General features: G+C 45.0%; 16 protein-coding genes and 1 pseudogene. 5 read left to right on the plus strand and 12 right to left on the minus strand.

The window, feature by feature from the left end; genetic code table 11:
- Positions 1 to 59: 59 nt before the first annotated feature.
- The 4 genes from AC5V8P_RS03820 to AC5V8P_RS03835 form a co-directional block, all read right to left on the minus strand.
- Positions 60 to 923, minus strand: coding sequence for a P-loop NTPase family protein (locus AC5V8P_RS03820; protein WP_064797544.1), 864 nt, complete (start codon positions 921 to 923; stop codon positions 60 to 62).
- 95 nt (positions 924 to 1018) lie between these two features.
- Positions 1019 to 2443, minus strand: a complete 1425-nt coding sequence (gene araA / locus AC5V8P_RS03825; protein WP_064797543.1) for an L-arabinose isomerase — start codon at positions 2441 to 2443, stop codon at positions 1019 to 1021.
- A gap of 41 nt (positions 2444 to 2484) precedes the next feature.
- Entirely contained in the window at positions 2485 to 3180 is a 696-nt protein-coding gene (locus AC5V8P_RS03830; RefSeq protein ID WP_063211781.1) for an L-ribulose-5-phosphate 4-epimerase, read from the minus strand.
- 1 nt (position 3181) lies between these two features.
- Positions 3182 to 4795, minus strand: coding sequence for a xylulokinase (locus AC5V8P_RS03835; protein ID WP_064797542.1), 1614 nt, complete (start codon positions 4793 to 4795; stop codon positions 3182 to 3184).
- Between the two features lie 289 nt (positions 4796 to 5084).
- Here AC5V8P_RS03835 and AC5V8P_RS03840 point away from each other — a divergent pair, with 289 nt between their 5' ends.
- The 3 genes from AC5V8P_RS03840 (at position 5085) to AC5V8P_RS03850 (ending at position 8987) form a co-directional block, all read left to right on the plus strand.
- Positions 5085 to 6173 (plus strand): GntR family transcriptional regulator, encoded by a 1089-nt coding sequence (locus AC5V8P_RS03840; RefSeq protein ID WP_064797541.1) that lies wholly within the window; start codon positions 5085 to 5087, stop codon positions 6171 to 6173.
- A gap of 168 nt (positions 6174 to 6341) precedes the next feature.
- Positions 6342 to 8336, plus strand: coding sequence for a serine hydrolase domain-containing protein (locus tag AC5V8P_RS03845; protein WP_064797540.1), 1995 nt, complete (start codon positions 6342 to 6344; stop codon positions 8334 to 8336).
- Between the two features lie 270 nt (positions 8337 to 8606).
- Positions 8607 to 8987 carry a hypothetical protein gene (locus tag AC5V8P_RS03850; RefSeq protein WP_064797539.1) on the plus strand — a complete coding sequence of 127 codons (381 nt, stop codon included), beginning with the start codon at positions 8607 to 8609 and terminating at the stop codon, positions 8985 to 8987.
- Between the two features lie 67 nt (positions 8988 to 9054).
- On the opposite strand, the gene AC5V8P_RS03855 is transcribed toward AC5V8P_RS03850, so the two are convergent.
- The 3 genes from AC5V8P_RS03855 to AC5V8P_RS03865 form a co-directional block, all read right to left on the minus strand.
- The gene (locus tag AC5V8P_RS03855) at positions 9055 to 9591 is read right to left on the minus strand and encodes a hypothetical protein (protein ID WP_064797538.1); all 537 of its coding nucleotides are present in this window, start codon (positions 9589 to 9591) and stop codon (positions 9055 to 9057) included.
- Between the two features lie 141 nt (positions 9592 to 9732).
- Positions 9733 to 10374 carry a hypothetical protein gene (locus tag AC5V8P_RS03860; protein ID WP_064797537.1) on the minus strand — a complete coding sequence of 214 codons (642 nt, stop codon included), beginning with the start codon at positions 10372 to 10374 and terminating at the stop codon, positions 9733 to 9735.
- 49 nt (positions 10375 to 10423) lie between these two features.
- A complete protein-coding gene (locus AC5V8P_RS03865; RefSeq protein ID WP_064797536.1) occupies positions 10424 to 10984 on the minus strand; it encodes a DUF4303 domain-containing protein in 561 nt (186 codons plus the stop codon).
- 238 nt (positions 10985 to 11222) lie between these two features.
- Between AC5V8P_RS03865 and AC5V8P_RS03870 the strand changes: the two genes are divergently transcribed.
- Positions 11223 to 11915, plus strand: coding sequence for a YetF domain-containing protein (locus AC5V8P_RS03870; RefSeq protein WP_064797535.1), 693 nt, complete (start codon positions 11223 to 11225; stop codon positions 11913 to 11915).
- A gap of 271 nt (positions 11916 to 12186) precedes the next feature.
- On the opposite strand, the gene AC5V8P_RS03875 is transcribed toward AC5V8P_RS03870, so the two are convergent.
- The 3 genes from AC5V8P_RS03875 to AC5V8P_RS03885 all read right to left on the minus strand — a co-directional run bounded on the left by AC5V8P_RS03875 (position 12187) and on the right by AC5V8P_RS03885 (position 14306).
- Positions 12187 to 13140: an alpha/beta hydrolase gene (locus AC5V8P_RS03875; protein ID WP_064797534.1), complete on the minus strand. Its 954-nt coding sequence runs from the start codon at positions 13138 to 13140 to the stop codon at positions 12187 to 12189.
- 77 nt (positions 13141 to 13217) lie between these two features.
- On the minus strand, positions 13218 to 13856 hold the full coding sequence (locus tag AC5V8P_RS03880; RefSeq protein WP_064797533.1) for a peroxiredoxin-like family protein: 639 nt from the start codon (positions 13854 to 13856) through the stop codon (positions 13218 to 13220).
- Positions 13857 to 13874: 18 nt separating this feature from the next.
- Positions 13875 to 14306: a MarR family winged helix-turn-helix transcriptional regulator gene (locus AC5V8P_RS03885; RefSeq protein WP_063211762.1), complete on the minus strand. Its 432-nt coding sequence runs from the start codon at positions 14304 to 14306 to the stop codon at positions 13875 to 13877.
- A 197-nt stretch (positions 14307 to 14503) separates the two neighbouring features.
- Between AC5V8P_RS03885 and AC5V8P_RS03890 the strand changes: the two genes are divergently transcribed.
- The gene (locus tag AC5V8P_RS03890) at positions 14504 to 15070 is read left to right on the plus strand and encodes a DUF4062 domain-containing protein (protein ID WP_064797532.1); all 567 of its coding nucleotides are present in this window, start codon (positions 14504 to 14506) and stop codon (positions 15068 to 15070) included.
- A 42-nt stretch (positions 15071 to 15112) separates the two neighbouring features.
- On the opposite strand, the pseudogene AC5V8P_RS03895 reads toward AC5V8P_RS03890, so the two are convergent.
- A pseudogene (locus AC5V8P_RS03895) lies at positions 15113 to 15340 on the minus strand (uracil-DNA glycosylase family protein); the annotation flags it as partial.
- Positions 15341 to 15551: 211 nt separating this feature from the next.
- Positions 15552 to 17266: GTP-binding protein (locus AC5V8P_RS03900; RefSeq protein ID WP_495473558.1), on the minus strand; the 1715-nt coding region annotated here is incomplete at its 5' end.

Consider the following 17266-nt stretch of genomic DNA (forward strand, 5'->3'; position numbering starts at 1 on the left):
ATGCAAATTCTATATATAAGTGCCGGTATGGCTACAAATGGTTACCTTGTTTCCCGGGATTATAGATACTTCATCATGATGCTCGAAACAGTCCGTTGTTGATTCTCCCAATCATAATCGGAGTTATCCATTATAAAAGATTGAAAAGGAAGCTGCTCAATAATATGCAATTCCAGCGCTCGCCGATGCTCAAGGAACTGAATATATCCTTCGTACCCGTGCAGCCCCTTATTCTTTCCATAATCCTGTTCCGTATGGTACCAAATCACAAAATCCAGCCATTCTCGAGACCTCATCGTTTTCACTCGCTCAATCGTCTCACGGATGTTAGGTTGCTTCAAATAAAACAAAATTGGATTTAGGTCCTGAATTTGCTCCGCTATCTGTAATACATGCTGAACAAATCGATCATTTCCCGCATCGTGTCGAGCGAGTAATGCGCACCCCGGATTCTGTAAAAAACAGCATTCAAGTATAATTAGGTTTTCTTCTTTTCGCTGATCTTTAGCAAAAGAACTCCAACGCTGAACCATCAACTCGCAATATTTTTCTACAGGTATTCCATCATAAATTTCATAACGCCGGATTTTCTCATACAGACTAAGGGGAATTGCATTTTGAGCTGATTGCTGCGCAAGTGCATATGCGATTAATGAGTCGTTCCCGTTCAAAGATACAAACGGGTTAATGTAATGAAACACATCGGAATAGCTAGACCGGAGTCTATCAAGTTCTTCGTTCGGCACACATGCAACCGATTCATAATCAGCAGGGTGTTGTAAGTTTCCTTCTAAAAATAATTCCGATTCTATTTGATGTGTGTTTAACATGTCATGTATGTATCTAGATAAAGTGGACTTGCCAGAGCCAGGTATTCCTTCAACGATAACCAATTTCGGCTTCGTAGACGGTAAATTTGCCATAGTATCACATCCTTATGAATTAAAAATCCTCTGATAAACAATAAAAAGCATTGGGTCTTGAGGACTGACCCAATGCTTTTACCGATAAACTATAATTATTTAATAATTACGTATTCCAGGTTAACCAGTTTTGCATAGGTAACAATTTGGTCTGTGGTTAGATTCAAGGAAACCACGGTATGGTGACCGCCGCCGTTCTCAATCCATGCCTTAACTCCGTCTTGGAAGTTGGGCTTCACGTTCCATAGTACACGGGCCACCGGAAGTTTGGGAGCAGGAACTGTAGGTTCAAATGCAGTAACCTCATTGATCAGCAGCTTATAATGGGTGCCAAAGTCAGCCATGGAAACAACTACGCCGTCCCCTGCCTTACCGTCAAACACCAGACGGGCTGGATCTTCACGATCGCCGATACCTAACGGAGAAACAATGATTTTAGGCTTGTTGCTTGCCAACGTTGGGTCAACTTCAAGCATATGGGATTGAAGGATCGATTCCTGACCCGCTGCTAATTCATAGGTGTAGTCTTCCATAAAGCCAGTGGATTGGTTATGGCTCATGACTTTAAGCAGACGATCGAGCGCTGCAGTCTTCCAGTCTCCTTCACCCGCGAAGCCATACCCTTGTGCCATCAAACGTTGAACGGCAAGACCAGGAAGCTGTTTCATACCATAAAGGTCTTCAAAGTTCGTAGTGAAGGCAGTGTATCCGCCGTTATCCAAGAACCGTTTAAGAGCAATCTCATAGCTTGCTTGCACTTTTACGCTGGATTCCCAAGCTTCCTTGCTGTAAGTACCATAATCAAATTCATAGCGTTTGGCGTATTCCGCGAACAGAGCATCAATTTCTTCTTCCTTCACAGCATTGACGTACTGAACAAGGTCGCCAATTCCAAAGTAGTCAACAGTCCATCCAAATTGGATTTGGGCTTCAACCTTATCGCCTTCCGTAACACCAACGTTACGCATGTTGTCGCCAAAACGGGCAACTTTGATATTGAAGCTTTCGTTATAAGCAACCGCTACATCCATCCACTCTGCGATTTGCTTTTGCACTTCTGCGCGTTCCCAGTAACCTACAACCACTTTATTCTGTTTCTTCAAGCGGGCGTTGATAAATCCATATTCACGGTCACCATGAGCTGCCTGATTGAGGTTCATGAAGTCCATATCAATCGTAGTCCAAGGAATGCTTTCATTGTACTGTGTAGCCAAATGAAGCAGCGGCTTTTGCAGCAATTTAGTACCACGAATCCACATTTTTGCAGGTGAGAAGGTATGCATCCACGTGATGACACCAGCAACCTCGTCGCGATAGTTGACTTCTTTCATAAGGCTGGTAATTTTGTCTGCACTAACTGCCAGATCCTGCAATACAAGCGGATAAGGCAGAACGCCGCTCTTATTTAGGGCATCGGTCATTTCCTGTGCGTGTGCTTTGACTTCTGCTAATGCTTCTTCTCCATACAGATGTTGTGAACCTACGACAAACCAGAACTGTTTTGTACCTACTGTTGACATAACATTCATCCTCTTTTCTTCGTTTGTTAGTTTAGTTGGTCTTATTTTTGGCCGTAGTAAGCGTCTTTCCCATGTTTGCGTAAATAGTGTTTATCTAGAATGCGCTGCGGCAATTCTTCGGCAAAATGATTTAATTCCCGTGCGAATAAATTCATTTTTGAAACTTCTTCCAACACAACGCTATTCATAACTGCGGATTTCGCATCCTTGCCCCAGGTGAAGGGAGCATGACCCTTAAGCAGGACACCCGGCACTGCTAAAATATCCAGTCCGCGCTGTTCAAAAGTTTCGATGATGACACGGCCCGTTTCGGCTTCGTAACCACGATCAATCTCCTCTTGTGTCAGGAAACGAGCGCAGGGAACAGAGCCATAGAAGGTGTCTGCATGAGTAGTCCCCATTACAGGTACATCTAGGCCTGCTTGAGCCCAGACGGTTGCCCAAGTCGAATGCGTGTGCACGATACCGCCGATCTCTGGGTAGTGCTTGTAAAGCACGGCATGAGTCGGTGTATCCGATGAAGGTCTCATCTCTCCTTCAACAACATTGCCATCAAAATCAACAACTACCATATCGCTAGGTTTCATCGTGTCATAGCTAACCCCGCTCGGTTTAATAACGAATAAGCTGCGTTCACGATCAACCGCGCTGACGTTACCCCAGGTGTATTTCACGAGTCCATGTTTAGGCAAATCCAGATTGGCTTGAAATACTTCTTCTTTCAGCTGCTCTAACACGTCAATTCCTCCAGTTTTCCACTAGATTATCTACAGCAGCCTGCTCAATCGCCAGACCTTGTGTGTAGCGTTCTAAGAATGTTTCGAATCCCTTAACATCGGAACCGTCAGGATGAATTTCTTGTCCCTCAACATCTCTGAATACTTTTTGGTCTAGGAAGTCTTCCAGACTTTCTTGTTGATCCTTGTTCATCATGTAAGAAGCCAGAATAGCCATACCCCACGCTCCGCCTTCTCCAGCTGTTGCCATCACGGATACCGGAACATCCATGGCTGCCGCAACAATTTTTTGTCCGACGATAGGGGTTTTAAATAAACCACCGTGAGCCAGAATGCTGTCAATTGCGACATTTTCCTTCTTCGTCAAAATATCCATCCCGATTTTCAAAGCAGCAAATGCTGTAAACAGATGGGTGCGCATAAAATTGGCCAAATTGAAACGGCTTTCCGGAGAGCGAACAAACAATGGCCGACCTTTCTCTATGCCGGTGATATTCTCTCCTGACAAATAGCCATAGCTAAGTAAGCCGCCGCCATCTGGATCTGCCTCCAAAGCCTTGTTCAGCAACACACTGAATAATTGGTTCGGGTCTGCCTTTTGCCCCATGGCCTCATAGAATTCACGGAACAAGCCCAGCCAAGCATTGAGGTCACTTGAGCAGTTATTGGCATGAACCATTCCGACCGGATTGCCGTTCGGTGTAGTCACCAGATCAATTTCCGGATATACCGCCGAAAGATCCTTCTCTAATACAATCATGGCAAAAACTGAGGTTCCCACAGAGACGTTGCCAGTACGTTTTCTCACACTATTCGTAGCGACCATCCCTGTTCCCGCATCACCTTCTGGAGGGCAAAGTGGAATGCCAGGTTGTAAATCCCCTGATTTATCTAAGATTTTGGCTCCAGTAGCGGTTAGTACACCTGCCTGCTCGCCAGAGATATAAACTTTAGGAATAATGTCTTGTAACTTCCAATCGTAGCCTTTGGCTGCAATGAGTTCATCAAACTGCCTAACCATCGACTCGTTATAATCATGCGTAGTCTCGTCAATTGGGAAGATACCGGAAGCATCTCCAATACCAATCGCCTTATCGCCAGTCAGCAGCCAGTGAATATATCCAGCCAACGTCGTCATAAAATCAATATGAGGAACATGCTGCTCTTCGTTCAATATCGCTTGATACAGATGAGCAATACTCCATCGCTCAGGAATGTTGAATTGGAATTTATCAGTTAAAGCTTTTGCTGCAGCACCGGTTGTCGCATTCCGCCAAGTCCGGAACGGAACAAGCAACTCACCTTTGCTGTCAAAAGCCATATAGCCGTGCATCATTGCAGAGAATCCTATAGAACCAACCGTATGAAGGGTGACTCCATATTTTTGCTCAACCTCTTGCTTCATTTCACGATAAGCCTCTTGCAGACCCGTAATAATACTCTCTAAGTTGTACGTCCAATAGCCATCTACCAAGAGGTTTTCCCACTCATAGCTTCCAGATGCGATTGTTTCAAAACGATGATCAATCAGCACTGCCTTGATACGTGTGGATCCAAATTCGATACCAAGTGAGGTCTCTCCCTTAGTAATCGCTTGTTTTATGTCTTGATCCATGCTCACGTTACTCCTCTCTCTGAACAACTGTTATAACCGCAATAACGAAAGAAGGCGCTTTCTTTTATTTACAGCCTTAGTATATTTTTTGTGCGTACATTTGTCAACACTAAACCATAGTTATACCTACAAATACTTTGGGGAACCGAGTATTCTTCTAACTTCTTTTTAGTATTTATACATACAGGACAATAGATTATAATAAGCTCATATTTATGCTAAAATATGTACATACAAATATTACGGGTGCATCAATTAGTATTAGAACAACTTGGAAAGAAGGATTAAAGTGAAACCAAAGTATCAGGTCATTCTTGAGGATATAAAAAGCAACATTCTTTCAGGGGCATACAGCGTAGGAGAACAAATTCCAACGGAATTGGCTTTGCAGGATAAGTATAAAGTTAGTCGCCAGACGGTTCGAAAGGCTATTCTGGAACTATCGAACGAGGGTTTTTTAAGAAGTGAAAAAGGATCTGGCACCTATGTCAGCAACCAATTTCGATCAAAAACTGGTGGAAATTCCAGTAATAAAACCATCGGTGTCATCACGACCTACATCTCTGATTACATCTTCCCCTCGATTATTCGCGGAATTGAAGCCAGATTAAATGAAGATAATTATTCATTACTATTAGCGAGTACCAATAATGATGTCGCACAGGAAAAGAAAGCCTTGGAGATGATGCTGTCCTTTGGTGTCGATGGTTTGATCATCGAGCCTACAAAAAGCAATCTATATAATCCCAATATCGCTTACTACCTGACATTCAAGGAACAGGATGTTCCATTCATTATGATTAATGCTTATTACGAAGAGTTGGAAGTTCCTTACTTCTGCCTCGATGACGTACAATCCAGCTATCTGGCAACCAAAGAATTGATCGCTAATGGACACACACAGATTGGCATTATTGCCAAAATGGACGATTTACAAGGAAAGTATCGGATGAAAGGCTATATCAAAGCACTCGGAGAAGCCAAATTACGTTTTCACCCAGAACAAGTGCTGTCATTCTATACGGAGACAAAGCAGGACCTGTCCACCAACTTGAAGAAATTCCTGACCGAACAAAGAGACGAGTTAACGGCAATTGTCTGCTATAACGACGAGGTCGGATTAGAAGTTGTACATGTATGCAGGCAGCTTGGTATATCAGTTCCCGAAGATTTGTCTATTATTGGCCAAGACAATTCCTATATATCCAAAAATGCGAACATCAAACTCACGACATTGACACATCCACAAGAGCAAATGGGCCGCGATGCCGCCGATTGGGTTATTAAGAAACTGCAAGGGAAAAAGGATCTGAGCAACCAAACCTATTATCAGCCCGTGTTAATTGAGGGAGAGACGGTAAAGAAGAAACTGAATTGAAGAGATTCATAGCCCCTTTAAACCTAGTGCCTCATTGTCATATGACACTTTGGAGTGATTTGGTATGGTGGGTGACGAAATGTAACTTGTTGATATGACAAGTCCTTTGCCATACTCGGTTTTGTCGAACGCCATAAGGCAAAAATACATTTCAAGGAGAAATCATTCATGGAAAAAATGATTTACACCATTCTCGCGGTTCTACTATTATCAACTACGATTACTACCGCGTGTACGGCACCCAACGGCGCGTCAGTTGCCGCACTCGTTAACGTACCAGTTACATCTGAAAGGGCTAGCTTGGAGGGGCCGCGAGATGCCAAGGAACTAGAAGCTTTTGCAGATGGTGTTTTTGCGAACAAGATGAAGAAGTTTAATACCGTGGGTTCTAATTTTGTGGTCGTCACAGGTGGGAAAGTGATGCTAAGCAAAGGTTACGGTTATGCCGACAAGGAGAAAAAAATTCCTGTTGATAAAAATACCGTTTTTCAAATCGGCTCTGTTACAAAGTCATTCACTGCATTGGCAGCTATGCAGTTGGTGGATAAGGGGAAAATGTATTTAAAACACGATATCCAAGAGTATTTAGGAGGAATAAAGGTTCCGAATAAAACAGGAAAAAAACTGACGATGTTTGATCTACTTACATATTCAAGTGGATTTGACGAACCGGATATTTCCATGGAAATGCATCCAGAATACGCGGACAAATATTTTCCAATGAAGAAGTTCATTGCATCAAATATGCCAACTGTTGTCAGACCTCCCGGAGAAGCGTACACTTATGACAATTTTGGTTTCATGCTAGCGGGATATGCTATAGCAAATGTAACGGGCATGTCGTATTCCAAATATATGGAAAAGAATATTTTCAAACCGTTAGGCATGAATTCGACGAGTGTGCGGTTTACCCCCCAATTGTTAAGCAGAATGGCTGCTCACTATGGACCAACAGGTGAACTGATAGCCTTGGACGGGTTTAAACCAACGGAAAAACCTGAAGGCGGTATCGTTTCAACAGCAGATGACATGGCGAAGTACCTCATTATGCACCTGAACAAAGGCAAGTACAAAGGTAAAGAATTGGCGAGTCCAAAGAGTATAGAGCAAATGCACACATACCAGTTATTCCCTGATAAGGAGTTCCCGGTTACAACAATTGGATTCGAAGGCTACTTCAAAGAGAAGATGAATAATCAGCATGTGATTCTAAAAGGTGGGAATGTTACAGGGCATTCTTCCTTGATTGTTATTCTGCCTGAGAAGAATACAGCAATGTACATGTCCTACAATAACGACTCCATGATGAGTCTTGAAGTGTATGAAGAATTTATGAATCATTATTATCCGAGAAAATCAGAAGTTCCAAAGTCAACCTACGTGACAATAAGTGAGCAGCAGGCCCAAGACTACGTGGGATTATACCAAAATACGCGTTTTGCTGCCTTAAGAACGAAGGTTTCGTATTCGGACGGGAAATTAATAATGGAGACAGGAACATCAGGCAAACATACACTAAAAATGATCCACCCTTTATTATTTGAAGATGAATCAGGTAATAAATTGACGTTTAATAAAAATCAAGCAGGCCATATTGCATATTTGTATTACATGCAGCTCCCAGACCTCGTTGCTTATGCGCAAAAAATAAACATTGATTCACCATTTTCTGATGTACCTGCGGATAGTAAATATATTTCATATATAAACGACCTTAATGCTTTGAAAGTCATGAGCGGAAAGTCAGCCAATCTCTTTGATCCAAAAGGAACGATGACTCTGGGAGAATTCTCAAAAGTGCTACTGCGCGCCCACGGGTGGTATAAACAACCTTTCATGATTGAACCGAATAAAAAGCAAATGATGGCCGGACTACGTAATTATCAGCCTAATTCTCCTATCACTAGACAAATGGCGGCGGTAATGATCCAGAACCTGAAACAGGTTGAGCCTGGAATTAAGGTTAAATTGAGTGGCGAAACGGATGCTTGGGCAGTTAAAGCAGTCACAGCTCTGGTTTCCCAAGGTATCATGGACCCGAATACCAAGATCAATGTAGACGGCTCCATAGACTTCCGCTCCAAACAGCTTTTGAAGCGTCAAGAAGCCAGTGCCCTGTTGGATCAAGCATTTAATTACTATACGTTGCCAATCAGTCACTAATTCACAAGATTAAATAGAAAAAGTAAAATAATACTCCTTATATACAAAAATGCTACTGACAACGAAACGTCAGTAGCATTTTACATTTTTTCGGCTTCCTCGTAAATCCGATTTCGGAATGTTCAGGCTCTGCCACACCACAATTAAATCAAAGGTGAGCTCGCAGGTGCCTATGTATTATTGTATATGGTACACTCGTGTTGATTCCATTAACTAAACTCCTAAAACGATAGATCATCTTTTAACCAACCTATAGTGAGGGAGGAAATAATGAAAAGTCACTTAAGAAATATTACGGTCGACGGTTATGCATTCGTTTATTGGTATACAGGCGGGTCCCGCTTCATCTTAAACTTATCTCCGAAAGAGAATAAAAACATCAAAATCACGTTGATTTTCAAGGCAGACCCTCCTGAAGAAGAGCCTCACACTTCTTGGTCCTTTTATGACATTTCCGCACAAAATAATGGAATGGACGTTGTCATCCATCTGGGTAAACCCAAGCATATTGCTGAAATCATCTCTTACTTGATGGCAAATCGACCAAAGCTTTGGATCCAGGGAAAACCTCAAGTTCTGGATCATGCTTGGGATTTACTAAAAGAAATGGGCTATTCCAAGTTCAATCCAATTTGGATTAGACAGTGGTAGTCGTAATGATTTGTGAGCTAGCCCCCTTCGACTACTCAAAAGGGGCTTAAAATCCGCAGGTATACGATTATTCGTTATTCGGCGTGGCCGGACTGGCCTGGGGCATCAAGCCTTTAACGGCGCCGATAAACGGGCGAATGGACTTGATCATACCGTAGCCCATCCTCACAACTGGGACAACTTTCTGGATCATGCCGAACAGCCGCAGGCCGCCGCTGAGCATACTGCCAAGCCCTCCTGCTCCCGCAGTGGCACCGCCAAGCCCGCCCAGGCCGCCGAACAACGAGCCCATCATCGGCAGGAATGCAGATACCTTGGCGTCTGGCTTGCGGGAGCGCGAACGACCAGACGGTTTACGTGCACCGCTTTTCCGGTTGTCCAGACGGGCGCTCGGGGCATGCGAACTGGCTCTGCGTTTGAGAGATCGGGAGTCTTGCTTCCTGGAAGGAGCACGTGGAGGAGCTCCAGCATTGGCAAGTACCAGCCCGCTGCGATTAACGTCGGTAATGTAGCCGACGTAAGTCTCTCCGCTGTGCAGGGTGACACAGACCGGACGGCCTTGAAACCTCTTAGCCCGTGCACGCATCTCTTTCGATTGTGCCATGGAAGTTCACCTCGCTCACTGATTATAATTCAGTTTACGCCAGGTGCGGGCTGCCTGCTTGTGCGAATGGGGCATACGCACGCCGAAAATCGTTTGACGGGCTCGTCGACGTTAAAGTCCCCTTAATTTTTCCACGCTAAATCAAGAGAATTGCCAAAAACCTGCTACTGGATGTTGTATCTCCGTCGTCCCCATTTTGGCGAAAATATATAGTGACCCAAAACCAAAAGGATAATTGTAATCCTCTTGAAGCAACGTTTCAGGATAACCATCTTCATCTACCTGGAATAAAAAAGAGAATGACTCCTCCATCAGCTTCGTAAAATAATAGTCTTCATTTTGAATAAGTCTCGGGTTTCCGCCTACTTTGATCAAAAAGGGCTGATCCATCGATTTTTCGTCATGGCTTAGTTCCCCGTTTGAAATTGCATGCTTTGTAAGACCTGGGTTAGTAAACATATCTTTGTCACTTTCAGTTGAAATGGGATGCTCCATCACCTTGATTGAGCAATTGGGATAAATGTTGTTTTCCAAATACTCCTTATAGTCTTCAGGGATGAAGATCGAAATCATGCTCTCTGGTTTAAAGGGATGGACAAAGCTCAAGTAAAAGACATACTTTTGGTTACCTTCGTGGATGAGATCTTCTTGATCATCAAAAAATTCGGGTGCATTCCCGCCGATCCAGCCTGCACTATGTTCGCTCGGTAGGACCGATTCCGCGTAATAAAGAATACAATCTGTTCTCTCAACTAAAATATCCATTTGATTCTCATTAGGCAATTTACAACTCTCCCTCAAGAAATAATGAGGTGCTTAAATATCAATACCCTTACTCAGCTGCTTCTGCCAGCCATGCTTGCATAGCCGGAGACTCTGCCCGATTCAAACGCAGGGCGATTTGGGTGTTGGTCTCATCTGGCGGCATGACCTCCACAAGGACGCATACAGACTCTCGCGGTTGATTCAAGGCAAACACGCCTTCATCGTCGAGCATTTTCATCGCCAGTTCTATGGCCTTCAGCCTCAAATCATATTCACGATTCCATTCGTCTACCTCAAGCTCCGCAATGGAAGGGCGTTCCATAAACAGTTGTTTAACATTATCGAAGTCCTCATCTCTAAAACAACAGTAGGGTGAATCGGCATAGGACCATTTGATGAGTTCCGCAATCGTTGATCCCGGCGTGTCGCTTTCGTCTCCTTGCCTGACCGCTTCCCTCTCCAAGGCCTCCCATGACCAGGCGGAGATGCTTGGCGCATGTCCCTCTCCAGTCGTAAATAGCGTGCAGTAATAGTAACGTTCGCCATTTTCAAAAAGAGTGCGAAAGGACGTCCTAGCCACATCGGCAATCTTTGCCGCCAGCGCCTCTATCTCTTGCGTCCACTTCATGACTATCGCCCCTTCCCCCTATAAAATATACATCTAATTTCCATTATAAAGATTGTCCATTCTAAATCTACCTACCCCTTACCCTGATCCTGGAGATTTGCGTGATTCACTCCTTCGTTATGTTGCATAAGACGACCTTCCAGCCGTTCATATTCATTAAATTCTTTTTCCTTTACAAGTATAGGAGATGGGGACGGAAGCCAATCTAAAACTATCTGTTATGCAAGGAGCTCAGCACATGACGTATGGTGAAATTCTATTTCGTACAGCAACGTCCTTCGTTGCTCTACTCGTTTTAACGCGTCTGCTCGGTAAAAAACAAGTCGGACATCTAACGTTTTTCAATTATGTAACAGGGATTACCTTCGGCTCCACCACTGCTGAGATTATCGTCAACAGACACATCACGCTGCTGCAAGGAATATCTAGCTTGGTCTTATGGTCATTCTTGGCGTTCATCATCGCATTGGTCGGATTGCGCTCCGTCAAAGCTCGTGAGATTCTCGACGGCCAGCCTACGATTCTCATCAAGAAAGGGGAAATTTTGGAGAAGGCATTGGCTAAACAGCACCTCAACATCGACGATTTAAGCATGTTGCTTCGGAACAAGGATGTCTTCTCACCCGAAGAAGTGGAATTTGCAATTTTGGAACCTGACGGTAAACTCAGTGTGTTGAGAAAAGAAGAACTACTGCCTGCAACGAAAAAAGATATAAAAGCAACCCTTACGCCTATGCAAAGAATCCCGACGGAGCTTATCGTTGATGGAAAAATCGTAGAAAAAAATCTTGTAAAAATGGATGTCTCCGTTGTCTGGCTCAACCAACAATTAAAGAAAGCCAGCATTCATTCCGTGGATCAAGTATTCTACGCAGAGCTCCAATTGGACGGGACGCTGTATATCGACAAATACCAGGACTCCCCCCCATAAAAGGATATCCGGTATCAACTACCTGAGTTCTATTACGGAATACGGCATAAGCCTGTCTCCGATTTTAGAAACCTTACATCAATGGGGAGTGGCCCATATCGAGCGAAAGCAGCTCATAAGGAATAATGAGCAAACAGAAACGGACTAGCGTTCAATATTACGCTAGTCCGTTTCATTTTGCACCGAGTCACGCCCATAGTGGGGCTTTGTTTATTTTGTCCAGTGTTTGGAGATATCAGGGGTGCACGTGCGGGTTATTTTTCCTCTACAATTATTGAAATCCATCCTTCAGCCAAGTGCTGGCTAATGCAATTGCACCGCGGGCGGCTAATGTATCTGCCAAAGCATTCAGCATGACAAAATCATGAATGATTCCTTGATAACGCACCGTCGTGACGTCCACACCAGCCTCCCGAAGCTTATTCCCATAAGCCTCGCCTTCATCTCGAAGAACATCGGCTTCAGCCGTGATGATGAGTGCTGGCGGGAGATCGCGAAGCTGGTCGATGGAGGCTCTCAGGGGAGAGGTATAGATTTCATTCAGCTCTTCCGGTTTGTTGATATACTGTTCCCAGAACCAAGCCATCCCATCACGGCGCAGGAAGTATCCTTCAGCAAATTCATGATACGAGCCCGTATCCATTCCGGCATCTGTAACCGGGTAGAACAGCAGCTGTCGCTGGATCTCGGGGCCTTTTCTTTCCTTAGCGATCAACGTGATGGCCGCCGTCATATTGCCCCCGACGCTATCACCCCCGATGGAGATATGATCTGAATTCAGGCCATAATCCTTGCCGGAGGAAGAGATCCATTGCAGGGTAGCGTAGATCTCTTCAAGGGCTGTCGGATATTTGGCTTCGGGAGACAAGCTGTAATTGGGAAATACCATGGCGGATCCGCTTCTGACCGCTAGCTCGCGGATCAGCCGGTCGTGGGTATGGGCATTGCCGAACACCCATCCCGCGCCGTGAATGTACAAAACAGTGTTAAGCAATTGTCCGGCCGTGTTCTTCGGGCGCAGGATCCGAACGGACACTTGACCGCTCGGCCCGCCTGGGATGTTGAGCTCCTCTATATCTACATCCGGTTTCTTGACATCTCCCGATTGGACTTCGTCTACCGTAACTCTTCCCTTCTCTGGCCCAAGATGGAATAAGTAGGGCGGATTCGCAGTATCCTCAACGAATTGTTGTGCAGCAGGCTCAAGAATAATCTTTTTAGTCATGTGTATCATTCTCCTTTATCGTTATATATATTTTATAAAATTAAATTTCACAAAACCATTTTGGGTAAAAAAAAGGGTTACAATTTGCGCAGCTCCCAGAGAATATCCTCTGGCTCCATCCTCTTGGTAAAGTCAGGATTCACGTATGTAGAGCGGATAAAGGAGTATTCGTCAATCATGAACGTTCCCGTCACCGGAAGCAGCCAATGATCTGTCCCATTGTACTCGTGAAGATCAATATTATGGCTTAAATACATGCTCTTCAGATAGTCGGGCACTTCATACAACAGATTATATTTGGTGGCAACGATTCCCTTAGGGTCGCTAAGAACCTTAAAGGACAGTTCTGCTTTCTCTTGATCAGACAGCGTATAATCCGGCAATTGCGGACTGACTGCGATAAGCTGAGCGCCTAGCGCCTGAATATCGGGGAGAATCTCCTGGTAAGCTCTTAGTTGTCGATTGCAGTAAGGGCACCAGCCTCCTCTGTAAAAGGTAAGGACAACAGGACCTTTGGCCAATTCGTCAGCCAAATTGATTTGGTTTCCAAGTGAATCTGACAATTCAAAGTCCTTGGCTTTCTCCCCAACTGGTAGTCCTGTCGCCTTGCCTTCCTCTTGAAGTTGCTGGATGACACGTTGGTGTATAGCCTGCACTTCAAACGGGTTTGCTGCAGTGACCTTCTCTAACGCTGAAGTTAAGGTCGTTGTTGGCATGGTCACACCTCCAATAAATTATTTGCCGCTGGTCTGAATGACTTTGTCCGCTAATACTTTGATGGCTTTGTTTAATTCCGACACTTCCAGGGTGGACATGCCGCTGGCTGATAGGAGCGCGGATGGAATACAATCGGCTTCACCCTTAAGGGCCAACCCTTTCTCTGTGAGCAGGACCAAGACGACCCTCTCATCTTCCGTCGATCGTACTCTCCGGATCAGTTCGTTCGCTTCCATCCGTTTCAGCAGCGGCGTCAAGGTACCTGAATCAAGGTCTAACTGTTCTCCTAGTTCTTTGACCGTTCGCCCGTCACTTTCCCAGAGGGATAGCAACACAAGATACTGAGGATAAGTAATTCCCATCTGTTCCAATAGCGGTCGATACAACCGAGAAATGGCTCGGGAGCAAGCATATAAGGAAAAGCAAAGGTGTTCGTTAAGTTGCAGCATGTGAGGTCAACCCCTATTTAATATTGTGCACAATTTAATTATACAAAATGTTTTAGGGCTGTCAACCACTTATTTTTGATCGGGAGGATTTATTCAACATTCAGCTTGGGGCAGTTGAGGACCCCAATCAATTTTGACAAATAAAGTGAGAGAGTGGTAGATTCTTTTTAAACTAATTCTTTAATTTGGGTGGGCCTATGAGGAGAAAATTACAGATTTACATATCGTCTACTTACTATGATCTTATTGAGGAAAGACATACCGCTGTTGAAGCCATACTTCAAGCCGGTCATATCCCTGCGGGAATCGAGCAATTTTTCAAGGAAAGTCCAATCAAAATTAGGAAGAGATGGATTGACGAGTCCGATATATATGTCCTGATTCTCGGAGGATTCTATGGTTTAACACTTCCTGATGAATCCAAGAGCTATATCCATTGGGAGTATGAGTATGCCGGAGAAGCGGGCAAACCTAGATTTGCTTTTGTTATCACAGATGAAGCATTAAGACAAAAGCCATACGACTTCGCAGCAATTGAATACTATCAGAAGTTTCAAGAGTTTAAGCAATCAGTCATGGAACAAATTCCGATCTATTATGTTGAAGATGTACGGCATATTAAAATGGTACTTCGCGATCAATTGTCAAAGTATGCAGCAAGGGACGATTTGTATGGTTGGGTTTCCGGTAAGGATGTCCCGGACGTTCAAAAGCTGTTGGAAGAGAACGAAAGATTAAAGGCGGAGTTGGAGAAAAAGAAATGAAAGAAGGGCTGGCACGACCAGCCCCTTTCCTTAATATTCTCGTCAATCTATATCCTGCTTGAGTTGAATCTCCTTCCACTTCTCCTTCAAAGCTTTCAAATCTTCTACGAAGAACCTAAGTAAATTGGGTCGTCTTCTTACTGCAAGCGGGTGATAGGTGAAGCTGATGGGCGCACCCCGTAACTCATACCAGCTGTCTCGTAACTCCTTGACACTGGCACCCTCCTTATTGGTGAATATAGCTTCCGCTACAACATTACCAAATCCAAAGGAGCTGCTGTACTTTTCTTTTGCAACTTTTGCGCCATCTACTTTACACCATCCCCGCTCATGACATAAGCCTTTCTCATCAGCTTATTTCTATGTAGGGACACCTGTCCCAGTAACGGCAACTGCCCAGTTTAAATCGTAAAAGTAGCACATTATTAGATGTACTACTCACGATAATTTCTTAGTTGCTTAGTTTCAGAATAGAGATCATTCAAGGTTCTAATTCAAGGTGCATCTTGGCTTCCGCCTCATCCCATGGCACCGAGTAACCCGCCCCCTTGGCGCAAAAGATGGAGGAGGAAGTATACAGTGGGTCTGCCTCTTTGCGGTAGCCCACCTGTTCTATGACTTCCTCCGTATTATGGCAGCAGTCGTAGCCGCTGAACACGCAGCGGATACTGCCTCGTCCATGCGTAAAGGATGCAAATTCGGCGCTGTAGTTCATAAAAGTCGATACAGGCACCCTGCCCGTGACCACCGCTTGCGTTCCGATTGTCTGCGGCGGATTAAAAATACCTGAAGCACGCTGAATATCAGACAGTACTCTGCCCATTTCATCGATAGCGACCTTGATTTTGAAATCGTAATAGGGCTCCAACAGCACGTTCTCCGCCTTCTCCAGACCCTGCCGTAGTGCTCGAAAGGCAGCCTCACGAAAATCACCGCCATGGGTATGTTCTTTATGCGCGCGGCCCCTCAGTAACGTAATGTTCACATCGGTGACCGGCATGCCGGTCAGCAGTCCGTGATGCTCGCGTTCATAGAGATGATTCCGAATCAGATTCTGATAGCTGATATTCAGTTCATCGGCATGACATCTGCTATCGAACGTGATGCCGCTGCCCCTTTTTCCCGGTTCAAGCAGCAGATGCACTTCCGCATAATGCCTGAGCGGTTCAAAGTGGCCGTACCCTTTTACAGCCGATTGAATCGTTTCCTTATACAAGATTTCCGGTTGCCCAAAAGAGATAGCAAAGCCAAACCGCTCTCTAACAAGCTGATCCAGCACTTCCAGTTGAATCAATCCCATGACGCGGATAGAAATCTCCTGCAATTTCTCATCCCAAACGACGTTCAGAGACGGCTCCTCCGCCTCCAGCGTGCGAAAAGCACCGAGTACCTTCTGTACATGTATCGAATTGTCGAATACTACCTTCGATTGTAACGTCGGCTCTGAATCGTAAGCTAACTTGTCTGATATCGACCCCAGGCCTTGCCCAGCCTCGGCGGCGGACAATCCAGCAACCGCAAACAAATCACCGGCTTCCACTTGTTCCACCGGCTGCGATTTAAGGCCATTAAACATGAAGAGCCGCGTAACTTTTTCGTCATATTGAACGCCGCCACTCTCATAACTAAGCTGTTCTCTCACCTTTAACCGACCACCGAGCGCCTTAATGAACGTGAGTCTCGCTCCACCTGCATCGTGCCGAATTTTATAAACCCGTCCCTGGAACGAAGCATTCTCATCATAAGTGGATGTCGTCAGCAGATGCAGCTGATCCAGAAATTCAATGACGCCCGTATCCTGAAGCGCAGAGCCGTAAGCATAAGGGAAGAGAAGACCCGCCGCTATCATCCTCTGCAAGGCCCTCAGCCAGAAGCCGGCATCCTCTTTCCCCTCCAGGAATGCTTCCAGCAAGACTTCGTCTCGCTCCGCCATGGCCTCCCGCAGTGGCTCACCGACTATGCCGTCAGCAAAGGTCTGTGTAATGCAGCATACTTCCCCCGTCAACTGCTGACGGATATCTGCCTCGGTTCTGTCTGCATCTGCACCGATCCGATCCGTCTTGTTGATAAAGAAGAACGTCGGAATCCGATGCTTGCGCAGCAGCTGCCAGACCGTCTCCGTATGACCTTGGACACCTTCAACTGCGCTTACAATCAGGATGGCATAATCAATGACCTGAATCGCCCGCTCCATCT

The sequence above is a fragment of the Paenibacillus sp. N119s genome (assembly GCF_059447605.1).